A 25,032-nucleotide genomic window follows, 5' to 3' on the forward strand; every position below is an offset into this window, starting at 1 on the left:
AATTCATCCTTTACTTCTTCATGTCGGGATATTCTATTCTTGAATGAAATATCCCTTTTAATGTTTCACAGAGTGTGTTGCGAACCTGTTCTAATTCCTTTAAGGTAAGATCACAATCATCGAGCTGCCCGTCTTGAAGGCGGTCTGCAATAATATTTTTAATCAGGCTTTCAATTTGATCTGGTGTAGGGGAGCTTAGACTTCGTACAGCCGCTTCCACACTATCAGCAATTCCTATGATTGCTGCCTCCCTTGATTGCGCTTTTGGTCCCGGGTAGCGGAAGTCGTCTTCTGCAGCATCAGGATTTTTTTCTTTTGCCTTATAATAAAAGAACTTTAGCAGGGACGTGCCATGATGCTGTTCGGCAATATCAATAATCTCTTTCGGCATTTTTGAGCTTTTTAAAAGCTGCGCTCCATCCGTTGCATGAGCAATAATAATATTTTTGCTGGCAGCAGGCGGAAGACGGTCATGGGGGTTCCCCATATTCATCTGGTTTTCAATAAAAAACTGCGGTCTTTTTGTTTTGCCTATGTCATGATAATAACAGCCAACTCTTGCTAACAAACCATTTGCACCGATTGCTTCACATGCTGCCTCCGCCAAATTAGCAACCATTACACTGTGGTGATACGTTCCCGGAGCTTCAGTCAAAATCTTTCGCAATAACGGATGATTAGGGTTTGAAAGCTCAATCAGCTTCATCGTTGACAGGATGTTAAAGCCAGTTTCAAAAAACGGCAGTATCCCTATTGTCAAAACAGCCGATATAATTCCTGATAGAATGGCACTTAATAGATAAAATCCATATTCTGTTGCTTCAAGCTGACCATTTTGCATATAGAGCATGCCAAGGATTGTAATGATATTAATCAGTGCAACTAGCAAGCCTGCCTGCAAAATATTGGAACGCTGATTATGCTTTTTCAAAAACTGGATGCCTGCAATTCCCCCTGCTAATATATATATTCCAATACCGACATGGAATGCTCCTGCCGTTCCTTCATTGAACATAATCATCCCGCATACTGCTAGGGCAATGGTTACAAAGATTGCTAATTTCTCTTCAATTAAAATTTTTATCAGCATAACAGCCATTGCTGCTGGGAAGAAATAGCCGATTTCAATAATGTCCTCCTGCTGAAACAGGCTGATTGCTTTCATAATGAGAATGGAAATGATGAAAATAATCGAGAACATTAAATCATAGCCTTTAGTCCCCTTGTTTCTTCGGTCAATGCCGGCTATATAAAAGTAAAATAAACAAACAATAGACAGGACGATTAAGCCAAGTCCTAAAAACGGCTTACTCGTGTGTTCTGTATCCAGCAAGCCGACTAAACCAAGCTGACGGTAAACCTCCCTGCTAATAAGCTGTCCTTCTTCTACAAGAATTTGCCCTTGCAGTATTTTAACAGGCTCTACACTGTCTACTGCTTGCTGTCTCAGCTCCTCCGTACCTGTCGGATCATAGAATTCATTTTGGATAATCGCAAATCTTCCTAAGTCAATAACAGCACTTTTTATATCGCTGTTAATGCCGCTGCTGTTCCTCAGCTCGTCTTCCACTCGCTTTTTAGCATTTTCCACATCATCTGCCGGTATTTTGCTGCTCATAACAGAGTTAATCGCGGTGACTGTAATATCCTCTGCAATTTCGAGTTCTTCCTCAGATGAAGCAAGCAGCTCCTTAAGCGTGCTGTCCATAATCTCATTTGTTACATTTGCAGTCAGCTTTTCCTTTAGCAAAGAAAGTTTCTTATCAGGAGTAATACTGCTTGTATTCGTAGCTTTACTGTCTGTTTCTCCACTATCTGCTGCCTTATCTGCCTCATTGTTCACCTCTGTCACAGAATCGAAAATAGAGGTAATTAAATCAACACGGTTTTGGGCAATTTCTTTATTTACAACGTATACATCTTGCACTTGGTTTTTATTATCTTCTTTTTTCTTTTCCGTGCTTTCCGTATCTTCCACCGTTAAGGGAGAGCGAATCGTCTCGTTGGCGACAGTAAACACATCTACATTTAACTTTTCCGGTTTAACATTGCTGTACATCGAGAAAAACAATACCGCTCCAATAAGCACAAATAGCAAGATCCGAATTGCTGTTTTGTTTAGAAAACGGTTCTTATTATGTATGATTTTTTGAAGAAATCCCATTGTAACCTCCTAACTAACTGACAGATACCTCATGATTATATGTAAAAACTTAAAAATACTTATTAAACCTGATATTTATGTAAAATAATATCAGTTTTTCGCCATGTTTTCATCTTTTTTCTCGATATATCGCTTTACTAGCAGGGTTTAAGCGTAAAAATCCAGTTTTTTTAGCAAAAAATGACTAATATCCCTAGTCTGACCCCTACTTAGACGAAACAAACTATAGGCGCAAAGAAAAAGGCAAACCATGCTTATCTGATTAAGATGGTTTGCCTTTTACACTTACATTAGCTCTCTTGTGCATCGTATGCTCTTATTATTTTCCCAACAAGGGGATGTCTTACTACATCTGTTTCAGACATATAACTGAAGGTTATCCCTGAAACATTATTTAATATATGCTCTGCTGCCACTAAACCGGACTTAACACCCTTCGGCAAATCAATTTGAGTACGGTCACCAGTAATAACCATTTTTGAGCCGAATCCAAGTCTCGTTAGAAACATCTTCATTTGTGCTTGTGTCGTATTTTGTGCCTCGTCCAAAATAACAAACGCATCATCCAATGTTCGTCCCCTCATATATGCGAGCGGAGCAATTTCAATTGTATTTCTCTCAATCAAACGCTGAGTATGCTCCATTCCAAGTACATCATGCAAAGCATCATATAAAGGGCGGAGATACGGGTCGACTTTTTCCTTCAAGTCACCTGGCAAAAAACCAAGACTTTCCCCCGCTTCAACAGCAGGCCTTGTCAGGATGATTCGGTTCACCTTACCGCTTTTAAGGGCGCTGACCGCCATTACAACAGCTAAATACGTTTTACCCGTACCAGCTGGTCCGATCCCGAAAACTAAGTCATTTTTTTTAATGGAACGGATATATTCACTTTGTCCAATTGTTTTAACCCTGATAGATTTTCCCTTAATTGTTTTCGCAATTTCTTCATCGTAAAGTGCTCCAAAATACTCCAAGGTTCCTTTTCTGGCCATTTCAATTGCATAACTGACATCGCGCTGGCTAACGGAAATACCTTTCCGTATTACCTGCAAAAGTTTTTCAACAATGTCTCCAACCAATTCAATGCTGTCTGGGTTTGTAGAGGAAACATGCAAAGTTTCGCCTCTTGTAACAATTTGGCAATCTAATTCCTTTTCGAGGATTTCCAGATTGCGATCCCCTGTTCCAAGCAAGGCTACTGCCTCTTCTGGGCCATTTAATTTTACATTCATTGTCTTTAAATCTTCTGTCATTCCAAGTCTCCTTGAGTTATAGGTTGTACTTCTGCAATATTTTCAATTGTTGTGAAATCTATATTCAGTATTACTTTACCATTCTTTACCGATTGTCGCAAAATTTTTTCTTTCTTAATTTTTCCGTCTTCGCCAATTTCCTTTTGCACATCCTTACGGGCTTTTTCCTTGCCTGCTTTAATGGCTTCTTTTTCCGTATAGCTTCTCGTCACTTCTTCCTTTTCCCTGTATGTCTTATTTGTAACCTTTATTGGCAGTTCCCATTTCAAGAACTTAAGATTTTTTTCGTTTTCCTCTTTTTCATATTCCTTGTACTCTACCTTCCCAAAACCCCAAACAGGAATTTCAAAACCGCCTACTTTAAGGTAATGCTTTTGCTTTTCATTGCCATTAAAAACTTGGAAGGTACTTTCTAAAGGAATTGTCACGGTGGAGCTGTACCAGGTTTCTCCCCATATCTCCCCTCTGGCTGAGACGGTTTTTGTATCTTTATCTTTCCCATATGTTCCGGTTACTAATAATTGACCTTTTTTTACCACATCATGAACGCTGAAAACTTGGTCTCCTTCTTCAATGAAGTAATCTACAATCGTTGCTTTTTTAGCAGCGATAAGATTTTGCGGTTTTTCCTCTTCTACTTTATCAGGCTCATTCTTTTCCACTACTTGAAAGTGGTAAGTTGTCCCTTTTAACTCCACGCCAATCCAGGTGATTGCGTCAATATTATTGGTCAGTTCAGCTTGTATCTCGTCCAATTCTTTTGCGAAAAATTGAAATTCCCCAATTTTAATATCCATTTTATCCAGTTGCTTGCGGATTTGATATTCAGTTGCAGGATTAGCTCCCTTAATCTCAATGCCCCATACCATATTGGAAAGGGTGAGAACTAGTCCTAAGAATAAAAAGACACCAATCGCAAAGCCGCTGTTTTTCCGTATTCTTTTATAAAGAAAGGGAGCTCCAGCGCCACGCTGAAACTCTATTTTGATGCCACTCCCTCTTACAACCTCTCGGAACTTATGGATGCTTTTTAAGCCCATTTGAAACGTGATAGAGTGAGGGCCGTGTTTTTTAACACTCCAGACGGCAATCTTCTTTCTCAGCAGATTATTTAAAAAACGCTCCAGCCCTTTCCCTGTTGCTTTAACTGTTACAATCCCAGTAAAAAATTCTATCCAATGATTTTTCATAGCTTCCTCCCATGTTATTCGTTTATGTACATCACCTGATCTATTTTTCCTTCCAGCAGTATTTCCTCTGGCAAGATCGTCTTTATGACAAAGCCTTTGCCCTTTATTAAAAGCTGTCCCTGTTTTAAGAGCAGCCTTAGCTCTTTGTCTGAAAAAGTCAGCAAACCACGGTGGTTCTCAATATAAATATGGATTTGGCCAATCATTGTGATCCTGGGTAAGTCCATCATGACATCTTGAGGAAGCTCTAGGTTTTTAATCATCCAGTTCCGTACCGTATTTCCCCATTTTTTAGCCATAAAAAAAGAACCCCCTTTCATCTCATGTGTATGAGAAAAAGGAAGGTTCTAGCACCTATTTTTTAGGAAAATTCAGCATTGCTGCTAAATATTTTTACTGTTTAATCATTTGCTTCTTGCGGGTTGCAGGATGGGGCCGTTTAGCCCTTGGAGGCCCAATAATTTCCGAAAGAATGACCGCCTCAGCAAGATTTGAACCGTTAAGCAGGTCTTTTGATTCTATTGGCAGAATCTCCTGCTGTTTGTGCTCGTGCTGGCTTCGTGCGATATTTCTTTCCATCAGCTTCAGCTTCTTTTTGAGGGCATCTCTTTCTTTTTTAATGGCATCCAATTCATTCGGCACTGGCACTGTTTCTTTTCTCACAGGTGCTTCCAATGCCTGCTCCACTCTTTTCATTACTTGCTTCTTAATATCAGGCATATTAACAGGCGCGGTTTTCTTCTTCGCCTTTTTGCCATTATCCTCCTGTTTTTCTTTCTCTTTTTGGAATAAGGAGAACAGGAAGCCTACTATCACGATAATAATTGAAATATATTCCAAGAGAGACTACTCCCTTCAGCGTGCCTTACTTTTTATCTTCATCTTTATTTTCATTATTTACTTTGCCGATTGAACCTCTCATTTCCGTATCTGCGGTAATGTTCTGCAAGTTCATATAATCCATAACACCCATATTTCCAGAACGAAGAGCGTCAGACATCGCCATTGGAACTTCCGCTTCTGCCTCGACAACCTTCGCGCGCATTTCCTGAACTTTGGCTTTCATCTCTTGTTCTTGTGCAACAGCCATTGCTCGGCGTTCTTCCGCTTTCGCTTGTGCTATCTTCTTATCAGCTTCTGCCTGTTCTGTCTGTAATTCAGCTCCGATGTTTTTGCCTATATCCACATCCGCAATATCAATGGATAAGATTTCAAACGCTGTTCCAGCATCTAGACCTTTTGACAATACAGTCTGTGAGATCATGTCTGGGTTTTCGAGGACCTTCTTATGATTATTCGATGAACCGATTGTTGAGACAATTCCTTCACCGACACGAGCTACAACTGTTTCTTCTCCAGCTCCCCCTACAAGGCGCTCAATATTTGCGCGAACAGTAATTCTAGCTTTTGCTTTTACTTCAATTCCATCCATTGCTACACCGGCAATAAATGGCGTTTCAATAACTTTCGGGTTAACACTCATCTGTACCGCTTCGAGAACGTCACGGCCAGCCAAATCGATTGCAGCACAGCGTTCAAACGAAAGCTCAATATTTGCCCTGTGTGCAGCTATCAATGCATTGACAACTCTGTCGACATTACCACCAGCCAAGTAATGGCTTTCCAATTGATTGATTGTTACATTAATTCCAGCTTTATGCGCCTTGATTAACGGATTAACAACACGGCTAGGAATTACCCTTCTCAACCTCATCCCAATCAATGTAAATATGCTGATTCTTACGCCTGCTGCTAATGCTGAAATCCACAGCATAACTGGGACGAATGTCAACAGGATTCCAAGCAAGATAATTCCAATCACTACTACTGCAACCCAAAAGATTGTCGTTGCGCTTAATGCTTCCATTAATTTTCCTCCTTGTGCAGATCAATATCGGTGAATTCTCTAACGACAATTCTTGATCCTTCTGCTTTTACAATTTTAACTTTTACATCTTTTCCAATAAAGTTACCTTCACTGACCACATCAATTCGTTCGTCTCCAATAACAACCGTTCCTGAAGGACGAAGCGCAGTCATTGTTATACCTGTCTTGCCAACAAGATCATTTCTTGTTTTATTGGAAACATATCCTTCTTCCGTACTCGTAGAGTCTCTCAGCACAATTTTTTTGAAGAATTTCATTTTTCTACCAAACACCTTTACTAAAAGAATAGTGGCGATAATCGATACAGCTATCGCAATACAAATGCTAATGGCAATATGATAAGCATTCCCTCCGGCAAGAAAGATACTGCCTATAATTGCAACAATGCCCAATGTTCCAGCTATTCCGCCGACTATAAAGAACTCCAGCAGAACAAGAAGTATCCCTACAGCAAACAGAATGATTGTTTCATATCCTGCAAGCCCTGAAACAAGGTGGCCATAGAAGAACAAAAGCAGGGAAGAGATTCCCACAAAGCCAGGAACACCAAAACCTGGAGAAAACAACTCAAATATCAAACCAAGACTGCCAATTGATAACAAAATCGGAATAATGAGCGGATTTGTCACAAAGCGTGCCACTTTGTCGGCAAAGCTTTCATCCATTCTTTCGACTTTTGCATTTTCCATGCCCAGCTCACCAAGCAGTTCATCCAAATTAGAGACTGTTCCATTTGAATATTCAACGTGAAGACTTTCTGCAGCTGTCAATGTAAGAAACTCATTCTCATCATCACCGAGCTCTGGTATGGCAATCGATTTATCAGCCATAGCCATCGCATAACGAGGGTCTTTGCCCCCTTTTTCAGCGGCTCCTCTCATCGCAGACAGCCAGTATGATTGCGCTTTTTCGCCGGCAGTGTTTCCTTGTCCATCTATGATACCAGCTGCCCCGAATCTTCCGCCCTCATCCATATAAATCATATTTGTATTTAAGGCAATATAAGAGCCTGCAGAGATAGCATCCTGATTGATATATGTGACTGTCTTTATCTTTGTTTCAGAAATCGTCTTTCCGATCGCAGCAGCTGCATCAACTGCTCCCCCAGGTGTATCCATGTCAAAGATAATAACGTCTGCCTTTTTTTCTTCTGCCGTTTTGATCCCCCTGTCGATAAACTCACTCAGGCCTTTTTCCACTGTATTCTTTATTGGAATGATATAGACTAATGATTGGTCGTTAGCAAAACTGACTACAGGAAAAAAGGATAATAATAAACTAAAAAGAAAAGGCAAAATCAATATTTTTTTCCTATTCAAGTTCCTCCTCCTTTCCTGAACATCGTGGCTATAGTAAATATACGATTAACTTTTAAAAAAGTTTCATACATTTATTATTATTATAGACTTCTTCATAACTTTCCAACACAATGTAAAAAGGCTGCAGTCTGAGACTGCAGCCTTTAAAACAATTTCATTTATGAAAGGTGTTGTTGTACAAGTTTATTTACTAGTGAACCATCTGCTTTACCTTTAACCTTTGGCATTAAAGCAGCCATCACTTTTCCCATATCTTTCTTTGAAGAAGCTCCAGTTTCTGCAATTACAGAAGTAACGATTTCTGTTAACTCCTCTTCTGAAAGCTGTTCAGGCATATATATTTCAACATGCTTTAACTCCGCACGTACTTTGTCAACAAGATCTTGGCGACCTGCTTTTTCAAACTCATGGAGGGAGTCCTTGCGTTGTTTCACTTCGCGAGAAAGGACAGTTAACTCATCCTCTTCAGAAAGATCTCCGCCAATCTTAATGCTTTCATTTTGAATGGCAGCTTTCAGCATTCTGATATTAGTGAGTTTATCTTTATCTTTGTTTTTCATCGCTTGCTTCATATCATTGTTTAAGCGTTCGAGAAGACTCAATTAATACACCCTCTCTTAGAACTTACGTTTTCTTGCTGCTTCTGATTTCTTCTTACGTTTAACACTAGGCTTTTCATAGAATTCGCGCTTTCTAGCTTCCTGCAAAGTACCAGTTTTTGATACTGAACGTTTGAAGCGACGAAGAGCATCTTCAAGCGATTCGTTTTTACGAACGACGGTTTTAGACATTCTCTTTCCCTCCCTCCGAAACACAACACACTAACATCAACATGGATTCCATGTACCTTGACATTATAATATATCAAGGAAGCAAGGTCAACTGTATTTAGCCTTGTACCGAAAATTGTTTTCATTTTTTTTGTGATTTCTAAACAAGTATCCCTCATTGTCCATCCTCACACTTATATATTACCACAAAATAGAACTTTAAATCTTGTATATTTCTATCATTTTGCATTTTTAGCATGTCCATTTCCTTTCTTTCATATATTTTTTTGAAGGAGTGAACATTCATGCTTTATATTGGACTATTTATCATCATGATATTGTTATTTATTTATGGAATGACGTTGCTGCGGACAGGCCTTTTCAACCTCTCTTCCCATTCACTTAAAGCCTTATTAGAGAAGCTTACCAATAAGCCTTGGAAGGGCATGGTTGCTGCAATAATCATCACTGCTGTCCTGCAAAGCAGCTCTGCTGTTATGGTGCTGACAATCGGATTAATTGCTGCACGGGTATTGACCTTTCCTCAGTCAATCGGCATCATTCTCGGAACAAATATCGGCACGACCTTTACGACGGAATTTATCACCTATGATATTAGTGACTTTTTGCTTCCATTAGCAATAATCGGAGCTGTTTTCATACTAGTCAACAAACATAAACTAAGAAGTATCGGGTTTGTATTATTCGGGATAGCGATTGTCTTTACGGCAATGAAAGGATTTAAACATTTTGCGTCCATCATTCAAGACAACCCTTTTATGCAGACCTTCCTCGCTCATTTATCTGACCGGATTATTTTGGCTTTAGCTGTCGGAATTCTCCTGACAGCATTAATTCAGTCAAGCACCGCAACAATCGGGATTATCATGGGCTTTTTGACTGCTGATATGCTGAGTATTGAAGCCGGAATTGCAATTATGCTTGGCTCTAATATCGGCACCTGTATAACCTCCTATCTTGCATCTATCGGCGCCGAAAAGCAGGCAAAGCTTTGTGCATATGCTCATATTTGGCTTAATGTCGGCGGGGTGCTTCTGTTCTACCCGTTCATTGGCCAATTAACAGATGCTGTGGAATATATGACGAGTGCTAAGGACGTTCAGCTTGCACATGCAAGCCTTTTATTCAATGTGCTGTCCTCTATCCTTGTCCTGCCGTTTGCTGAACAGTTCGGGAAATGGATTATGAAGCTGCATAAGGTTTAGACGCAATAAAAAAAGGATGGACCCTAATGGGTACCATCCTTCTTCTTAGTAGTCGCTGTTGCTTGTTAGTCCGTTAACAATCGCAACACCAGAACTTGCGCCAATGCGAGTAGCTCCAGCAGCAATCATTTTCTCCGTATCTTCACTGCTTCTTACACCACCGGAAGCCTTAACACCGATATCTGGTCCAACTGTTTTTCTCATAAGAGCAATATCTTCAACCGTTGCTCCACCTGTTGAAAATCCAGTAGATGTTTTCACAAAGTCAGTTCCTGCTTCGACTGCTAAAACACATGCTTTTTCTTTCTCTTCATCAGTCAGCAGACTAGTTTCAATAATTACCTTTGTAAGTGCTTTGCCTTTTGCTGCATCCACTACTGCTTTAATGTCTTCTTTCACAAGGTCATAGTTCTTGTCTTTAAGTGCACCAATATTAATAACCATATCAACTTCCGTTGCTCCATTTTCAATAGCATTCGTTGTTTCAAACGCTTTTGTTACAGAAGTAGTTGCGCCTAATGGGAAACCGATAACAGTGCACACTTTTACTTCCGTGCCTGCCAATAGCTCACTAGCATATTGAACCCAAGTTGGGTTTACGCATACTGAAGCAAAGCTGTATTGTTTTGCTTCCTCACATAATGTTTTAACCTGTTCTTTTGTTGCGTCTGCTTTCAATAAAGTGTGATCGATCATTTTTGCAATTTGGCTGCTCATCATTAATGGCTCCTTTTACATGGTATGTATGATTTTTGTCATTAGAAAAGCATCGCTTCAGATGCTTTTCCACTCTTTGAAACTGTTGTACTGCTGCTAATTATACAATCGCTTTTTCTGTTTCTGTATATTCTTCCAATAATCGGACGAATTGACCTTCGTTAACTGGATAGCCTGCTTTAGTAATTTTCACTTTTACGATTTGGCCAACCATCTCTTCTGTTGCCGGAAATACTACTTTCAGATAGTTATCTGTATAGCCGACATACAAATCGCCGTTTCCAGATTCCTTATATACTTCCTCTGGAATCACTTCCACGACTTCGCCTTCGTAATTAGAAGCATATTCTTTAGCAAGCTGGTCTGAAAGGGCAATCAGTCGATGAACTCGTTCGTTTTTCACATCTTCATCAATCTGGTCTTCCATTCTAGCTGCAGGAGTACCCGTTCTTTTTGAGTAAGGGAAAACATGAAGCTCAGAAAACTTATGCTCTTTAATGAAGTTGTAAGTTTCCATAAATTCTTCTTCTGTCTCTCCTGGGAAGCCGACAATTACATCAGATGTGACAGCGAGACCAGGAAGCGCCTCTTTAAGACGAGTGATTCTTTCTGCGAAGAACTCCATTGTATACTTTCTTCTCATTCTCTTCAATACAGTATCAGAACCGGATTGAATCGGAATATGAAGATGATTTACAATTATTTTCGAATCATTAAGAACCTCAATGACCTCGTCCGTAATTTGGCTGGCTTCAATGGAAGAGATACGAAGTCTCTTTAATCCTTTTACTTGTGATTCTAAATCACGAAGCAATCTTGCAAGATTATAGTCTTTCATATCCTCGCCGTAACCGCCTGTGTGGATACCTGTAAGAACAATCTCCTTATAGCCTGCATGTACAAGCTGTTGAGCTTGTCTGATTACTTCCTGCGGATCTCTTGAGCGCATTAAACCTCTAGCCCATGGGATGATACAGAATGTGCAGAAATTATTACAGCCCTCTTGGATTTTCAAAGATGCTCTCGTTCTGTCCGTGAAAGCTGGAACGTCTAATTCCTCATACACTCTGTTTTTCATAATATTGCCGACTGCATTAATCGGCTGGCGTTCTTCTTTATATTGCGTGATGTAATCAAGCATTTTCACACGATCCTGTGTTCCAACAACGATATCTACACCAGGAATAGCCATGATTTCTGCCGGCGATGTTTGCGCATAGCAACCAGTAACACAAATGACTGCGTCGGGATTTTTGCGAACAGCCCGTCTGATTACTTGACGACTTTTTTTGTCTCCTGTGTTTGTAACCGTACATGTATTAATGACATAAACGTCAGACATGTTCTCATAATCTACTCTTTCGTATCCTTGCTCTTTAAATAATTGCCATATAGCTTCTGTTTCATAATGATTTACTTTACAACCTAATGTGTGAAAAGCAACTGTTGGCATTATATTTCACCTCATCCATTCATTAATTCAAAATGATAGGAAACAGCGGAAAGCAAATACAATGGTGCTGTTTCCGTCCTTAATATTCTTGGTCCGAGTCCACAGGCAATAAAGCCGTTGTCTGTCAGAAGCTCGACTTCCGTATCTGTAAGGCCGCCTTCTGGGCCAAATACAGCAAGAATCGACTGCCCCTTCTTCATAGAGGAAAGCGCTCTCGCTAGATTAGCTGATTCTAAAGCCTTAGCTTCTTCCTCATAGGCAATGATTAATACATCATAATCAGCGGCCATCTTTATTAACTCTTTTGGCGAAACCGGGGCTATTACATTGGGAATCGCAGCGCGGTGTGACTGTTCTGCCGCTTCTTTTGCAATCTTGTTCCAGCGGCTGATTTTTTTATCGGACTTTTTTGCGTCCCATTTAACAATCGAGCGAGATGCAATAAAAGGGATAAACTCGTGCGCACCTAATTCTGTGCCTTTTTGGATAATCCATTCTAGCTTATCCCCTTTTGGCAGGCCGCTTACTATTGTTACCTTGACAGGGAGTTCAATGTCTTCCTCTACCCATTGTATCACCTTTGCCACTACTTCGTTTTCGGTAATATTTTCAATTTTACAGCGGGCGGTTTGCTGATTTGAATTGACACAATAGATTTCTTCATCAGGCTTCATGCGCATGACCCTTGTAATATGATGGAAGTCATCTTCTTTTATTAGGAATGTGTCCTCTACATTTTCCGCAAAATAACGTTGCAATGCATAAAACCTGCCTTTACATATAATCAGGAATAATTTGACAAAGCACTACTTAAGCATTATAAGCATGCTAAAAGAAGTTTGCAGTGTATCAAACAAACTTCTTTTTTACCTTACTTTCCTTTTTTCGCTGTGATGCTGATCCAATCTTCCATTTGAACCGTTTCAACAATTTCAAGACCTGATGCTATAATCGCTGCTTTCACTTCTTCTTTTTTCTGAAGAATGATTCCTGATGCGATAAAATAGCCATCCTGTTTTAATAAACGGTAAACATCATCCGTAAAGCGGACTATCACCTCAGCAAGGATGTTCGCCACAATGACGTCTGCCTCCTCGCTGATACCGTCAAGCAAATTATTCTGCTGAACATGAGCCGTTTCATGCACTTTGTTCAGTTTAAGATTAAGTTTTGCTGACTGAACAGCCACTTCGTCTAAATCAAGGGCAAGAACAGATTTAGCTTTAAGCATAGCTGCTGCAATGCTCAGAACACCTGAACCTGTGCCGACATCAATGACAGCATCCCCTTTTTTTACTATTCTCTCCAAAGCCTGGATACATAATACAGTCGTTGGATGTGTCCCCGTACCAAATGCCATGCCTGGATCCAATTCAATGATTAGTTCATCACTGTGAACTGGTGTATAATCTTCCCAAGTTGGCACAATAGTGAATTTCTCCGAAATCTTAACAGGATGGTAATATTTCTTCCATGCTGTTGCCCATTCTTCTTCATTCACTTCCATAATGGAAACTTTATTTAAACCAATATCAATATTAAAAAGGATCAAATTATTGATTGCCTCTTTAATTTCCTCTACCGTTTCTCCCAAAAAGCTGTTGATGGGAAGATAAGCTTTTACCAATACGCCTTCTTCTGGATAATCGTCAGGATTGAGTTGGTAGATTTCGCCAAAACGGTCTTCTCTTTCTTTAATCAAATCGAAGGGATCTTCAATTACCACCCCGCTTGCACCTGCTTCATGCAATATGTTTGAAATAGGTTCAATCGCTTCATTTGTTGTATGAATTGTGATTTCAGACCATTTCATTTTCTACCAACTCCAATCAATCTTTATTCACCTTTAAAGGCTCTTTTAACTTTTGAAAAAAAGCTTTCTTCTTCTTCCCCTTGAGGAGCATTTCCTGTTACCTCTGCAAATTCCTGCAGCAATTGTTTCTGTTTATCGGATAGTTTTGTCGGCGTAATCAAGCGGACAATAACATGCTGATCCCCTGTACCGTAGCCGCGCACATTGGCAATACCTTTACCTTTTAGACGGAATTTCGTTCCTGTCTGTGTTCCTGCCGGCACTTTCAATTTCACTTTACCGTGCAGTGTTGGTACTTCCACTTCATCACCAAGGGCTGCTTGTGCAAACGTAATAGGCATTTCGCAGTATACGTCCTCACCATCACGCTCAAAGAACTCATGTGTTCTAACATGGAACACCACATATAAGTCCCCTGCAGGTCCGCCATTAACGCCTGGTTCCCCTTGGCCGCTGACGCGAAGCTGTTGACCGTCATCAATTCCAGCAGGAATTTTCACTTTAATCTTACGGCGTTTTTTCACTTTACCTGTTCCGCCGCATGTTCCGCATTTATGTTTAATTTCTTTACCAGTACCATTACAATGCTGACAAGTTCTTCTGTTAACAATTTTTCCGAATGGCGTATTTTGCTCCACATTCAATTGCCCTGTACCACTGCAATGTTTACATGTTACAGGTTTTGTTCCAGGCTTAGCACCTGTTCCGCTGCATGTTTCACAAGTTTCCTCACGCGGAATTTCAATTTCTGTTTCTTTTCCAAAAGCTGCTTCCTCAAAGGACAGAGTCATTGTGTACTGCAGGTCTGCTCCTTGTCTTGGTGCATTCGGATCACGTCGGCGTCCGCCGCCGCCAAAGAAACTGCTGAAAATATCTTCAAAGCCAAAGCCGCCGAAGTCTCCAGCTCCACCACCAAAGCCTTGGTTAGGATCTGTGTGGCCAAATTGATCATAATGGGCACGTTTTTGATCATCGCTAAGTACTTCATACGCTTCTTTTACTTCTTTAAACTGATCATCTGCTCCCGGGTCTTTATTAATATCCGGATGATACTTTTTTGACAGCTTACGATATGCTTTTTTGATTTCATCCTTGGAAGCCGTTTTTGCAACTCCAAGGACTTCGTAGTAATCTCGCTTATCCATTTATGATTGCCACTCCCCGATTCTTTTCACATAGATGATATTGTATCATTTTGCATTTCTAATGTACAATAGTTTATTCTAAACGATTAAAAAAAGCCTTTACTTTTATAGGTTAGAAAGGAACGCTAAAAATTAGCTCTCATAAAGAAAAAGCCAAAGCCAAGGATAACCTGACTTTGACTTTTCGAAAATTAGTGCTTATTTGTTGTCGTCATTAACCTCTTCGAATTCTGCATCAACTGCATCATCGTTTTTGCCAGCAGATTGACCTTCAGCACCTTGTGCTGCTTGTGCTTGTTTAGCTGCTTCTTCATAAAGCTTTGCAGAAAGGTTTTGAACGATTTCTTGAAGCGCATCTTTTTTCGCACGAATTTCTTCTAATTCGTTTTTCTCGATTGCTTCTTTAAGCGCATCTTTCGCTTCGTTCGCTTTTGCAACTTCGCTTTCGTCCACTTTGCCTTCCAAGTCTTTTAGTGTTTTTTCTGTTGTGAACACTAATTGGTCAGCTTCATTGCGCAATTCTACTTCTTCTTTGCGCTTTTTATCAGCTTCTGCGTTTTCTTCTGCTTCTCTAACCATTTTATCGATTTCTTCATCAGATAATCCTGTTGAAGACTTGATTGTGATAGTTTGCTCTTTGTTTGTTCCAAGATCTTTCGCACGAACATTCACAATACCGTTTTTATCGATATCGAAGCTAACTTCGATTTGTGGAATTCCACGTGGTGCTGGCGGAATGTCAGTCAATTGGAATCTACCTAATGTCTTGTTATCTGCAGACATTGGGCGCTCCCCTTGAAGAACATGAATGTCAACAGCTGTTTGGCTGTCAGCAGCAGTAGAGAACACTTGTGATTTAGATGTCGGAATTGTTGTATTGCGTTCAATAAGCTTTGTGAATACGCCGCCCATTGTCTCAATTCCCAATGAAAGTGGTGTTACGTCAAGAAGAACTACGTCTTTAACATCACCAGTGATAACTCCACCTTGAATAGCTGCACCCATTGCAACTACTTCATCAGGGTTAACGCCTTTATGCGGCTCTTTACCGATTTCTTTTTTGATTGCTTCTTGTACAGCAGGAATACGAGTAGAACCACCGACAAGAATTACTTTATCGATTTCAGAAGCGCTTAAACCAGCATCTTTCAACGCTTGACGAGTAGGACCCATCGTGCGTTCAACTAGATCAGAAGAAATTTCTTCGAATTTAGCGCGGGACAATGTTACTTCCAAGTGAAGCGGTCCAGCTTCACCAGCAGTGATGAATGGAAGCGAAATTTGTGTAGATGCTACACCAGACAGATCTTTTTTCGCTTTTTCTGCTGCGTCTTTCAAACGTTGAAGCGCCATTTTATCCTTGCTTAAGTCAATTCCGTTTTCTTTTTTGAATTGATCTACTAGATAGTCAATGATTACTTGGTCAAAGTCATCTCCGCCAAGACGGTTGTCACCAGCTGTAGATTTAACTTCGAATACGCCGTCACCCAATTCAAGGATGGAAACGTCGAAAGTACCGCCACCAAGATCGTATACTAGGATTGTTTGATCTTCATCTGTTTTGTCTAGACCATATGCAAGTGCTGCTGCAGTAGGCTCGTTAATGATACGCTCTACTTCAAGTCCAGCGATTTTACCTGCATCTTTGGTTGCTTGACGCTCAGCATCGTTGAAATAAGCAGGAACTGTGATAACAGCTTTTGTTACCTTTTCACCAAGATACTCTTCTGCATAGCCTTTCAAGTATTGAAGGATAATCGCAGAAACTTCTTGAGGTGAATAGTTTTTGCCTTCAACTTCCACTTTATAGTCTGTCCCCATATGACGTTTGATGGACATGATTGTGTTAGGGTTTGTAATAGATTGGCGCTTTGCCACTTCCCCAACTTGACGCTCTCCATTTTTAAATGCAACTACGGATGGAGCAGTGCGGTTACCTTCTGGATTCGGGATAACTTTTGGTTCTCCGCCTTCCAATACAGCAACACATGAGTTTGTTGTACCTAAATCGATTCCAATAATTTTACTCATGGAAAAATTCCCTCCAATTCATTTATGTAGACCTTACTGGCTAACCTTAACCATGGCTGGTCTGATTACTCTGTCTTTTAATTTGTAGCCTTTTTGGAACTCTTCTACTACAATATTAGGTTCTGTATCTTCCACTTCTACTTGCATTACTGCTTGATGAAGATGAGGATCAAATTCAGTTCCGACAGACTTGATTGTTTCAACACCCTCTTTTTCAAGTGCATCCAACAATCCTCTGTAAACCATTTCCATGCCTGTATATAGGCTTTTCGCTTGTTCTTCTGTTGCTTCTACCTTCAAAGCTCTCTCAAAGTTATCGATAGCTGGTAGCAAATCCAAAACTAGGCTTTGTGCTCTATATGTTTGCGCCGCTTCCATATCAAGCTTCGCTCTGCGGCGGGAATTATCAAAGTCTGCTTGCAGACGCAAATATCGGTTTGTTTCACTCTCTATTTTCGCCTCTAGCTCAGCAATTTTAGCATTTGCTGCTTCGAGATCCTCAGCAAGTGAGTTTGTGTTTTGAGCATCAGCAGTTGTTTCATCTTGCTGAACTTCTTCAAAGACCGCTTCCGTATTCTCTTCAGCATTGTCCTCTTGAATCTCTTCATTCATTGTTGTTTTATCTTCTGCCAACTTGTTCACCTCCCTCAAATGAATTAAATCTTTGTAAATAGTCTTCACAGTGAACTATTATACATAATCAACTTATATAAAGCTTCCAATAACTATCATTTTTTTTAAATGGTTTCCCTACTACCGTTTATCACTGATAATAGGGAGTTACTACATATTAACTATATCCTTCGCTGCTAGTTTTGATACAGCTTTGTCAACACTTTTGTGAGATCATGCGCCATCAGATTTAGCAGGCTGACTACCCGTGAATATTCCATTCTCGTTGGTCCCAATATGGCAATGGACCCTAGCTGCTTTTCCCCTAATGCATAAGAAGCGGAAATAACACTGCAATTATCCATTGCGGTAATATTGTTTTCTGTCCCAATCTTAATGTTGATGTCTGTTGTGTTATTACGGATTAAGTCATGGATGCCTTCCTCTTTTTCAATCATATTGAGCAAATCGCGAATTTTGCTGACATCATGAAATTCCGGCTGACTCAGCATATTCGTCTTGCCGCCGAAGAAAAGCTTCTCATGTGTGTCGATTTTAACAGCATCATAGATTGAATTCAAAAACAAATCATAATGGTTAATATGACGTTTTAAGAGTGTGGCAACTTCCTTATATATTTTGTTGTGCAGCTTCTCAAGAGAGACTCCTGCGAGCCTTTCATTAAGAATATTCACAAGCTTTTCAATTTCGTTTGCATCTGTCGATTCCGGCAAATGAAACATTTTATTTTCGACATGCCCAGTATCTGTGATGATAATGGCAATGGCTGTCTGGGCATTTAATGGCACAATCTGAATTCTTTTCAGTTTGTTTTCCTTTACAGCTGGCCCCAGCACTATTGTCGTATAGTTCGTTAACTCTGAGAGTATTTTTGCTGATTTTTGGACGATGTTCTCCAACTCATAAATCTTCTCAGCAAAAACAGAATTCAGTGTTAACACCTCTTCTTTACGAAGCTTTTGCGGCAATAATAAGTGATCGACATAAAATCGATAGCCCTTTTCGCTTGGAATTCGTCCAGATGAAGAATGGGTCTTTTCCAGATATCCCGATTCCTCCAAATCCGCCATTTCATTTCTAATTGTGGCAGAGCTAAAGGATATTTCCGGTTTTTTCGACAAGCTTCTAGAACCAACCGGCTGAGCAGATGCTATAAAATCATCAATAATCACTTGCAATATCAATAATTGACGATCTGTTAACACATTCATCACCTCTGTTAGCACTCATTAGCACCGAGTGCTAATTCTACTTATAAATTATCAAATAAAAGGGGAGTGTGTCAATAATTTGGTTTTTATTTCGCAAAAGAAATTCTTTCCTAATTAAACAGACAACCTCCCCCTATTTTAGGAGGAGGTATTGTTAAAGAATTCCGATGAAAGATTGAAATACTTCATTTCCTAAAAAACGGCCATTATATGTGAGTTTTAAATTCCCATCCTCAATGGAAATTAATCCTCTTTCCAATAATTTCTCCAGTTCAGCAGCAAACAGCGTCTCAATGTCTTGCTTATACTTTTCCTTAAACACAGCGAGACTGACGCCACTGTTTTTTCTCAGTCCTAAAAACAGCTCCTCTTCCATCATTTCTGCTAAAGTAACCTGATGATTGTCGAGAAGAGGCAGACTTCCTGCAGCCAAAGGCTCCATGTATTTTTTTAATGGGCCGAAGTTAGAGCGGCGGTAGCCATTAACGTAACCATGTGCTCCTGCACCAAATCCGTAATATTCTTCATTATTCCAATACGTTATGTTATGGATGCTTTCATAGCCCTCTTTTGCGAAATTACTAATTTCATACTGCTTGTAACCATGCTGTGCCATCTCCTCCATAAGCAGGCGGTACATGCTTGCTTCTGCATCTTCACCAGGTGTAAGCAGTTTGCCCTTGCGGAGAAGATTATAAAATACTGTCTTTGGCTCAATGATCAGCGAATAACCAGAAAAATGCTGGATATCTAAAGTAAAGGCCTGCTTTAAGGTAGCGGCAAAATCGTCTAATGTCTGACCTGGCAGACTGTACATTAAATCGATGCTAATATTGTCAAACCCGATCTTTTTGGCAGCCTCTACCGATGTGAAGACATCTTTAGCTCTGTGCGTTCTGCCTATCCTTTGCAATAGGTCATCATTAAATGATTGCACACCGAAGCTCAAGCGGTTGACTCCACCTTCATACAAGGCTTTCAGTTTATCTGGTGACAAGTCTCCAGGGTTTGCCTCAAATGTATATTCAGCATTTTCTGCTAGGTGCAGATTTTCACTGATAATCGCACATAACCTCTCCAGCTGCTTAGCATTAAGGCTTGTTGGTGTTCCGCCTCCGACAAAAACGGTTTTAAGCGGGGCATTATTTTTACTTGCCGTCAGCTTTATTTCCTGTTCCAGTGCATCCAAATATTCGTCCACAGGCTGGCCTTTTAAAAACACTTTATTAAAATCACAATAATGACATATATGTTCACAAAATGGGATATGGATATATGCTGCTTTAATCAATATGTCACAGTCCTTTCTCTTTGCAAAAAATAAGAAAAGAGGTTAGCACTGCTCTAAAGCTGCAGCCTAACCCCGATTTTAGCTCATTAATTATTTTTCGTCGTGTTATTGTCATCCATGCGCAGTACAGCCATGAACGCCTCTTGCGGTACTTCTACGGAACCGACTTGCTTCATCCGCTTCTTACCTTCTTTTTGCTTTTCAAGCAATTTACGTTTACGGGAAATGTCACCGCCATAACATTTTGCCAATACGTTTTTACGCATAGCTTTAATCGTTGAACGGGCAACAATCTTTTGGCCGACAGCAGCTTGGATAGGCACTTCAAACTGTTGGCGCGGAATAAGTTCCTTCAGCTTTTCAACAATGATTTTTCCTCGTTCATAAGCAAAGTCCTTATGGACAATAAAGCTTAATGCATCGACTTTTTCTGCGTTAAGGAGAATATCCATTTTTACAAGCGTCGACGTTTTGTAGCCGATTAGCTCATAATCAAAGGATGCATAGCCTCTTGTATTTGATTTCAGCTGATCAAAGAAATCATATACAATTTCAGACAGCGGAATTTCATAAATTATTTTAACGCGCGTCTCGTCCATATATTGCATATCAATGAACACACCGCGTTTTAGCTGGCAAAGCTCCATGATTGCACCGACATATTCGTTTGGCGCCATCATTGTTGCTTTTACATACGGTTCTTCAATATGATCAATTTTTTGCGGATCCGGCATTGCCGATGGGTTATCCACCTTCAATTCCGTTCCGTCTGTCATAATTACATCATAAATAACACTTGGAGCTGTCGTGATTAAATCGATTTTGAACTCTCTTTCAATTCTCTCTTGGATAATTTCCATGTGCAGAAGTCCTAAGAAACCACAGCGGAAACCAAACCCTAACGCCTGCGACGTCTCTGGTTCAAATTGAAGGGCAGAATCGTTCAGCTCTAATTTTTCTAATGCTTCGCGAAGGTCATTAAATTTCGCACTGTCGATTGGATACAATCCGCAATATACCATCGGATTCAGCTTGCGGTATCCAGGCAGCGCTTCTACCGCTCCGTTCTTCGCACTTGTAATTGTGTCCCCGACACGTGTATCGCCAACGTTTTTAATTGCTGCTGTAAGGTATCCAACATCACCAACAGACAGCTGATCTGTATTGACAGCCTTTGGCGTGAAAACACCGACCTCAATTACTTCAAACTCTTTGCCTGTCGCCATCATTTTAATCTTATCCCCAGGTTTAACTGTACCTTCGACTACACGAATATAAGTAACAACACCTCTATAAGCATCATAAAGGCTGTCAAAAATAAGCGCTTTAAGCGGCGCTTCCGGATCTCCTTGAGGAGCAGGAACCTTTTCAACCACTTGTTCAAGGATATCTTCGATTCCAATACCAGCTTTCGCAGAAGCTAGGACTGCTTCAGAAGCGTCTAATCCAATAACATCTTCAATTTCATTGCGGACACGTTCTGGATCTGCACTTGGCAAATCAATTTTGTTAATAACAGGAACGATCTCCAAGTCATTGTCAATTGCTAAATATACATTCGCAAGTGTTTGTGCTTCAATTCCTTGAGCAGCATCGACAACTAGCACAGCTCCTTCACAAGCTGCTAAACTGCGGGATACTTCATAGGTGAAATCGACATGTCCCGGTGTGTCAATCAAGTGCAGTGTATAAATTTCACCGTCTTTTGCTTTATATTTAAGCTGGACAGAATTCAGCTTGATTGTAATTCCGCGCTCTCTTTCTAAATCCATCGAATCAAGGAGCTGGTCCTTCATTTCACGGGCTGTCAGCGCATTTGTCTTTTCTAATATTCTATCTGCTAAGGTAGATTTTCCATGATCAATATGAGCGATGATGGAAAAATTACGGATTTTTGATTGTCTTTTAAGCATTTCTTCTCTGTTCATCTAGTTCACTCCTACAATAATCGCGCATATACACTATTTCTGATTATAGCAGTGTGATGGGTAAGATTCAATGAAATTATCTGCAAGAAAAAGCATTCATAGACACTTTGTCAGCATTCAATGGATTTTTCGCACCTGCTATTATGGCTGTTCACCGCTGTCTTGGCCCTTATTCATAAAACCGCCCACCAAATCAACCCCTTTTTGCGCAAGGGAAGAAACACCGTCAGCGACGCCCTTCCCAATCCCTGAAAGAAGATTAAAGGTTTTCATCTCCTCCATCTGCTCTTTCTTCTTCTGCAGATCATGGCTTGTTACATCCGTCCCTAGTATCGACGCCTCTAACCCGCCCTGCTCATTGCTGATTGATAGTGCACTGTTAAAGTTTTTATCTTCATATCCTTTCAAGCTTAGGATACCCCCATTTGCCTGCTGCATGCCGAATAACACACACGCAAACATTAATAGCGCAATCCCAACTGCCCGCAAAGTAAACATCTTCACGTATTAACACCTCTTTCTAAAACGCAAGTTTAGCCGCCGTTCACACTTTCTGCTTTCCAATAGTACTCACTGAAAGCATCAGCTAACGCCTTCGATGTTCGATTTAATTCTTCAAATGTATTATCAACACCGCCGATTTCGACCAACATGCTGTTCTCTGATAAATCCTGATTAAATTTTCCGTTTGTATAAGCACCTTTTTTTAGAATGACTCCTCGAGACAGAGATTTATATTTTTTCTTTAAAATAGAGTGGAGCTCTTCAGCGAGCTGCTGATTTTTTTCAAAATTATTATTGTTTCCGCCGATGACGAAGGCGATTTTCGCATAATCTTTTCCGTCTATTGTCGTCGTTGTGTTTTTTCGTCTCTGGGAATCACGGTGCACATCTATTAGGTAGCTTAAATCCTTATTGTCAGTCATCGCCGCTGTTACTACTTCTCTTGAACCTTGATAGGATTGAGTATAAGTCCAGCCTTTTTTATCTAGCAGTTTTTGAATATCCTGTTTTTCGACTGTTGTGCCAATCCCCTTCATTTCCAGTTCTTCCTTGATGACATCCCCTAATTTTGTAATGTTAATTTTAGAATGCTGAGCTAAGTTAGGATCTGTGACTCCTTTGAGGTACGGCAAAAATGATTCTCGGTTATGGGAAAAGTATAGATAGACAATTTTCTTGTCGCCAGTTGTAGGAGCGGCCGCAGGTTTTTGTTTCTCTTGCTCTTCCAGTCTTTTAATTTCATCTGTCCGCTGCAATGCCGCTTCTTTTCCAGCCTCAATAAATGGCTGAGGAGGTGCTGATTCTAGAGGCAGGTTCGTATAATTGGTTCCATCCCCAGCTACTAGTATTTCACTGTCATATAAGGAAAAGGCGGGAAGCTCTCTTCCTAATAAACTGCGGGGATCATCCAAATTTATATTTGTTGCTAGTTTTATAAACACTTGGCTGAAGCTTGTATTTTTCTGTTCTTCTGACAGTACGGACAAAAAGTGATGATTTTCTGCACCAAGCAGAGAATAAAAGAAGCTCCCATCTATTTCGCTAGGCGATTTCTCAAGTAAGGTTGAACTCATATTCATTTCCTGCTTTACAGAAGAAATAGCAATTACTGAAATAAAAATTAAAATAAAAAGGATAAATAATACTGGCAGGATGTTCAGCGCATTAGCATTCCATATATAAACTTCTGGTTTTTTTCGTAGTGGTTTCATATTCACCTCTCCTAGCAAGTCTATTAATAACTATGTAAATGCTAGGAGAGATAGAACTAGTAATTTAAATTGGAATGCTAGATTTCTCTATTAAACGAACAGCTTTCCTTATTAATGTGTATTAAATCCGGCATTATCTTGATTGATTGCACTGTGCAGTGCTGCATTCAGTCCGCTTGCGATGAGATTGGACATGTCTTCAATAAAAACATCGACTTCTTTCGGCGTGACCATCAAATTATGGCCAATTGGCGAAAGAACTTCATGAATAAGGCGGCGCTTCTCCTCTTCCGGCAGTGTGCCGATAATCCCTAAAAATGTTTTCCGATGGTGCTCCTCTGGTAAATCTTCGTCTGTCAGCACTCTTTTCTCCCCAAAGCTCAAACCAGCAGGCGCAAGTGCTCTTGACGGCCTGTCTCCTTCTCTAAGCTCCTTTCCAAAATGCTTCAGGATATAATCTATCGTGTCACTAGTAATGGAAACTGCATCAACTACTGTCGGAACGCCGATTGCTATTACAGGCCTGCCTAATGTATCTTCACTTAGCTCTTTCCGTTTATTTCCTACACCAGATCCAGGATGGATGCCTGTATCAGAAATTTGGATAGTAGAATTCACTCTATCAATACTTCTGGATGCAAGTGCATCTATTACGAGGACAAAGTCAGGATTTGTCTTTTCCACTACTCCTCTAATAATGTCACTTGTTTCAATTCCAGTCAGTCCCATGACTCCAGGAGAAAGTGCACTGACAGGTCTGTAGCCTTCTTCTACATTTTGCGGTTGCAATTCGAATAAATGCCTTGTAACAAGAATGTTTTCGCAAACTTGCGGACCGAGTGCATCAGGGGTCACATTCCAGTTCCCTAAACCAACGACAAGACAGGAGGCATCAGCGGGAATATTGCTAGTAACAAGAAATTGAGAAAACTCTTTAGCAAACACTTTTTCTACTTCTGCTTGAAGCTTGCTATCCTGCTGGCGAATACCTTGAACTTCTAAAGTTAAGTATCTGCCTTTTTTCTTTCCAATCAGCTCCTCGCCTTTTTCCGTCACTTCCACATAAGAAACTTTTATCCCTTTTTCTTCTTTTTCTTTAATAATGACACCATCTAGTTGTGATTGATTTGGTTCTGTTTCAATAAGGGATTTCTGTGCTAGCGCCATGTCTGTTGCTTCAATGGCCAAATCTGTTCGGACGGCATACTTGCTTAAATCCAGCTGTTCACTCATACAGTTTCTCCCTTCATAGAAAGTAATATATTTTTATCATGCCCGTGCA

23 protein-coding genes are annotated in these 25,032 nt (G+C 40.2%); 1 reads left to right on the top strand and 22 read right to left on the bottom strand.

Going from position 1 to position 25,032, the window contains the following annotated elements:
• Window positions 1-10: 10 nt before the first annotated feature.
• The 9 genes from MKX82_RS13725 to rpsU form a co-directional block, all read right to left on the bottom strand.
• Window positions 11-2,164 (bottom strand): HD family phosphohydrolase, encoded by a 2,154-nt coding sequence (locus MKX82_RS13725; RefSeq protein WP_233313117.1) that lies wholly within the window; start codon window positions 2,162-2,164, stop codon window positions 11-13.
• Window positions 2,165-2,454: 290 nt separating this feature from the next.
• Window positions 2,455-3,420, bottom strand: a complete 966-nt coding sequence (locus MKX82_RS13730; protein WP_233313116.1) for a PhoH family protein — start codon at window positions 3,418-3,420, stop codon at window positions 2,455-2,457.
• The gene (yqfD, locus tag MKX82_RS13735; RefSeq protein WP_341077841.1) at window positions 3,417-4,610 is read right to left on the bottom strand and encodes a sporulation protein YqfD; all 1,194 of its coding nucleotides are present in this window, start codon (window positions 4,608-4,610) and stop codon (window positions 3,417-3,419) included. Before yqfD ends, MKX82_RS13730 begins: the two co-directional genes overlap by 4 nt.
• A gap of 14 nt (window positions 4,611-4,624) precedes the next feature.
• Window positions 4,625-4,909, bottom strand: a complete 285-nt coding sequence (yqfC, locus tag MKX82_RS13740) for a sporulation protein YqfC (RefSeq protein WP_233313114.1) — start codon at window positions 4,907-4,909, stop codon at window positions 4,625-4,627.
• A gap of 94 nt (window positions 4,910-5,003) precedes the next feature.
• Window positions 5,004-5,450 (bottom strand): hypothetical protein, encoded by a 447-nt coding sequence (locus tag MKX82_RS13745; protein ID WP_233313113.1) that lies wholly within the window; start codon window positions 5,448-5,450, stop codon window positions 5,004-5,006.
• 25 nt (window positions 5,451-5,475) lie between these two features.
• Window positions 5,476-6,477, bottom strand: a complete 1,002-nt coding sequence (gene floA, locus MKX82_RS13750) for a flotillin-like protein FloA (RefSeq protein ID WP_233313112.1) — start codon at window positions 6,475-6,477, stop codon at window positions 5,476-5,478.
• Window positions 6,477-7,817 carry an NfeD family protein gene (locus MKX82_RS13755; protein ID WP_341077844.1) on the bottom strand — a complete coding sequence of 447 codons (1,341 nt, stop codon included), beginning with the start codon at window positions 7,815-7,817 and terminating at the stop codon, window positions 6,477-6,479. Before MKX82_RS13755 ends, floA begins: the two co-directional genes overlap by 1 nt.
• A 158-nt stretch (window positions 7,818-7,975) precedes the next feature.
• Complete coding sequence (locus MKX82_RS13760) at window positions 7,976-8,419, bottom strand: GatB/YqeY domain-containing protein (RefSeq protein WP_233313110.1); 444 nt, start codon at window positions 8,417-8,419, stop codon at window positions 7,976-7,978.
• Window positions 8,420-8,434: 15 nt separating this feature from the next.
• Window positions 8,435-8,608, bottom strand: coding sequence for a 30S ribosomal protein S21 (gene rpsU / locus MKX82_RS13765; protein WP_003152957.1), 174 nt, complete (start codon window positions 8,606-8,608; stop codon window positions 8,435-8,437).
• A 284-nt stretch (window positions 8,609-8,892) separates the two neighbouring features.
• On the opposite strand from rpsU, the gene MKX82_RS13770 reads away from it, so the two are divergent.
• Window positions 8,893-9,813 carry a Na/Pi symporter gene (locus tag MKX82_RS13770; RefSeq protein WP_233313109.1) on the top strand — a complete coding sequence of 307 codons (921 nt, stop codon included), beginning with the start codon at window positions 8,893-8,895 and terminating at the stop codon, window positions 9,811-9,813.
• 45 nt (window positions 9,814-9,858) lie between these two features.
• Here the strand turns inward: MKX82_RS13770 and deoC are convergent, their stop codons facing one another.
• The 13 genes from deoC to gpr all read right to left on the bottom strand — a co-directional run bounded on the left by deoC (window position 9,859) and on the right by gpr (window position 24,983).
• Window positions 9,859-10,530, bottom strand: a complete 672-nt coding sequence (gene deoC / locus MKX82_RS13775) for a deoxyribose-phosphate aldolase (protein ID WP_341079550.1) — start codon at window positions 10,528-10,530, stop codon at window positions 9,859-9,861.
• 100 nt (window positions 10,531-10,630) lie between these two features.
• Window positions 10,631-11,983: a tRNA (N(6)-L-threonylcarbamoyladenosine(37)-C(2))-methylthiotransferase MtaB gene (gene mtaB / locus MKX82_RS13780; protein WP_233313108.1), complete on the bottom strand. Its 1,353-nt coding sequence runs from the start codon at window positions 11,981-11,983 to the stop codon at window positions 10,631-10,633.
• An 11-nt stretch (window positions 11,984-11,994) separates the two neighbouring features.
• Window positions 11,995-12,741, bottom strand: a complete 747-nt coding sequence (locus MKX82_RS13785) for a 16S rRNA (uracil(1498)-N(3))-methyltransferase (protein ID WP_233313107.1) — start codon at window positions 12,739-12,741, stop codon at window positions 11,995-11,997.
• 113 nt (window positions 12,742-12,854) lie between these two features.
• Entirely contained in the window at window positions 12,855-13,796 is a 942-nt protein-coding gene (gene prmA / locus MKX82_RS13790) for a 50S ribosomal protein L11 methyltransferase (protein ID WP_341077852.1), read from the bottom strand.
• A gap of 23 nt (window positions 13,797-13,819) precedes the next feature.
• Complete coding sequence (gene dnaJ, locus MKX82_RS13795; RefSeq protein WP_233313105.1) at window positions 13,820-14,941, bottom strand: molecular chaperone DnaJ; 1,122 nt, start codon at window positions 14,939-14,941, stop codon at window positions 13,820-13,822.
• A 198-nt stretch (window positions 14,942-15,139) separates the two neighbouring features.
• The gene (gene dnaK, locus MKX82_RS13800; protein WP_233313104.1) at window positions 15,140-16,972 is read right to left on the bottom strand and encodes a molecular chaperone DnaK; all 1,833 of its coding nucleotides are present in this window, start codon (window positions 16,970-16,972) and stop codon (window positions 15,140-15,142) included.
• Between the two features lie 33 nt (window positions 16,973-17,005).
• Window positions 17,006-17,605 carry a nucleotide exchange factor GrpE gene (gene grpE, locus MKX82_RS13805; protein WP_411229262.1) on the bottom strand — a complete coding sequence of 200 codons (600 nt, stop codon included), beginning with the start codon at window positions 17,603-17,605 and terminating at the stop codon, window positions 17,006-17,008.
• 176 nt (window positions 17,606-17,781) lie between these two features.
• Window positions 17,782-18,810, bottom strand: coding sequence for a heat-inducible transcriptional repressor HrcA (hrcA, locus tag MKX82_RS13810; RefSeq protein WP_233313103.1), 1,029 nt, complete (start codon window positions 18,808-18,810; stop codon window positions 17,782-17,784).
• 160 nt (window positions 18,811-18,970) lie between these two features.
• Window positions 18,971-20,107, bottom strand: coding sequence for a radical SAM family heme chaperone HemW (gene hemW, locus MKX82_RS13815; protein ID WP_233313102.1), 1,137 nt, complete (start codon window positions 20,105-20,107; stop codon window positions 18,971-18,973).
• A gap of 86 nt (window positions 20,108-20,193) precedes the next feature.
• Window positions 20,194-22,035, bottom strand: a complete 1,842-nt coding sequence (gene lepA / locus MKX82_RS13820; RefSeq protein ID WP_237941723.1) for a translation elongation factor 4 — start codon at window positions 22,033-22,035, stop codon at window positions 20,194-20,196.
• A 141-nt stretch (window positions 22,036-22,176) separates the two neighbouring features.
• Window positions 22,177-22,533 carry a DUF3679 domain-containing protein gene (locus MKX82_RS13825; protein WP_233314700.1) on the bottom strand — a complete coding sequence of 119 codons (357 nt, stop codon included), beginning with the start codon at window positions 22,531-22,533 and terminating at the stop codon, window positions 22,177-22,179.
• Between the two features lie 35 nt (window positions 22,534-22,568).
• Window positions 22,569-23,750 (bottom strand): stage II sporulation protein P, encoded by a 1,182-nt coding sequence (spoIIP, locus tag MKX82_RS13830; protein ID WP_237941724.1) that lies wholly within the window; start codon window positions 23,748-23,750, stop codon window positions 22,569-22,571.
• A gap of 111 nt (window positions 23,751-23,861) precedes the next feature.
• Complete coding sequence (gene gpr, locus MKX82_RS13835; protein WP_233313099.1) at window positions 23,862-24,983, bottom strand: GPR endopeptidase; 1,122 nt, start codon at window positions 24,981-24,983, stop codon at window positions 23,862-23,864.
• Between the last annotated feature and the right edge of the window lie 49 nt (window positions 24,984-25,032).

The sequence above is a fragment of the Niallia sp. FSL R7-0271 genome (assembly GCF_038005785.1).
In the GTDB taxonomy this organism is placed as follows: Bacteria; Bacillota; Bacilli; order Bacillales; family Cytobacillaceae; genus Niallia.

Excerpts from the sequence above, each read along its gene's own strand:
- mtaB (WP_233313108.1), bottom strand. The coding sequence starts at position 11,983 with ATGCCAACAGTTGCTTTTCACACATTAGGTTGTAAAGTAAATCATTAT.
- deoC (WP_341079550.1), bottom strand. The coding sequence starts at position 10,530 with ATGAGCAGCCAAATTGCAAAAATGATCGATCACACTTTATTGAAAGCA.
- gpr (WP_233313099.1), bottom strand. The coding sequence starts at position 24,983 with ATGAGTGAACAGCTGGATTTAAGCAAGTATGCCGTCCGAACAGATTTG.
- yqfD (WP_341077841.1), bottom strand. The coding sequence starts at position 4,610 with ATGAAAAATCATTGGATAGAATTTTTTACTGGGATTGTAACAGTTAAA.
- spoIIP (WP_237941724.1), bottom strand. The coding sequence starts at position 23,750 with ATGAAACCACTACGAAAAAAACCAGAAGTTTATATATGGAATGCTAAT.
- MKX82_RS13770 (WP_233313109.1), top strand. The coding sequence starts at position 8,893 with ATGCTTTATATTGGACTATTTATCATCATGATATTGTTATTTATTTAT.
- MKX82_RS13725 (WP_233313117.1), bottom strand. The coding sequence starts at position 2,164 with ATGGGATTTCTTCAAAAAATCATACATAATAAGAACCGTTTTCTAAAC.
- prmA (WP_341077852.1), bottom strand. The coding sequence starts at position 13,796 with ATGAAATGGTCTGAAATCACAATTCATACAACAAATGAAGCGATTGAA.
- rpsU (WP_003152957.1), bottom strand. The coding sequence starts at position 8,608 with ATGTCTAAAACCGTCGTTCGTAAAAACGAATCGCTTGAAGATGCTCTT.
- lepA (WP_237941723.1), bottom strand. The coding sequence starts at position 22,035 with ATGAACAGAGAAGAAATGCTTAAAAGACAATCAAAAATCCGTAATTTT.
- dnaK (WP_233313104.1), bottom strand. The coding sequence starts at position 16,972 with ATGAGTAAAATTATTGGAATCGATTTAGGTACAACAAACTCATGTGTT.
- dnaJ (WP_233313105.1), bottom strand. The coding sequence starts at position 14,941 with ATGGATAAGCGAGATTACTACGAAGTCCTTGGAGTTGCAAAAACGGCT.
- MKX82_RS13730 (WP_233313116.1), bottom strand. The coding sequence starts at position 3,420 with ATGACAGAAGATTTAAAGACAATGAATGTAAAATTAAATGGCCCAGAA.
- floA (WP_233313112.1), bottom strand. The coding sequence starts at position 6,477 with ATGGAAGCATTAAGCGCAACGACAATCTTTTGGGTTGCAGTAGTAGTG.
- yqfC (WP_233313114.1), bottom strand. The coding sequence starts at position 4,909 with ATGGCTAAAAAATGGGGAAATACGGTACGGAACTGGATGATTAAAAAC.
- MKX82_RS13825 (WP_233314700.1), bottom strand. The coding sequence starts at position 22,533 with ATGTTTACTTTGCGGGCAGTTGGGATTGCGCTATTAATGTTTGCGTGT.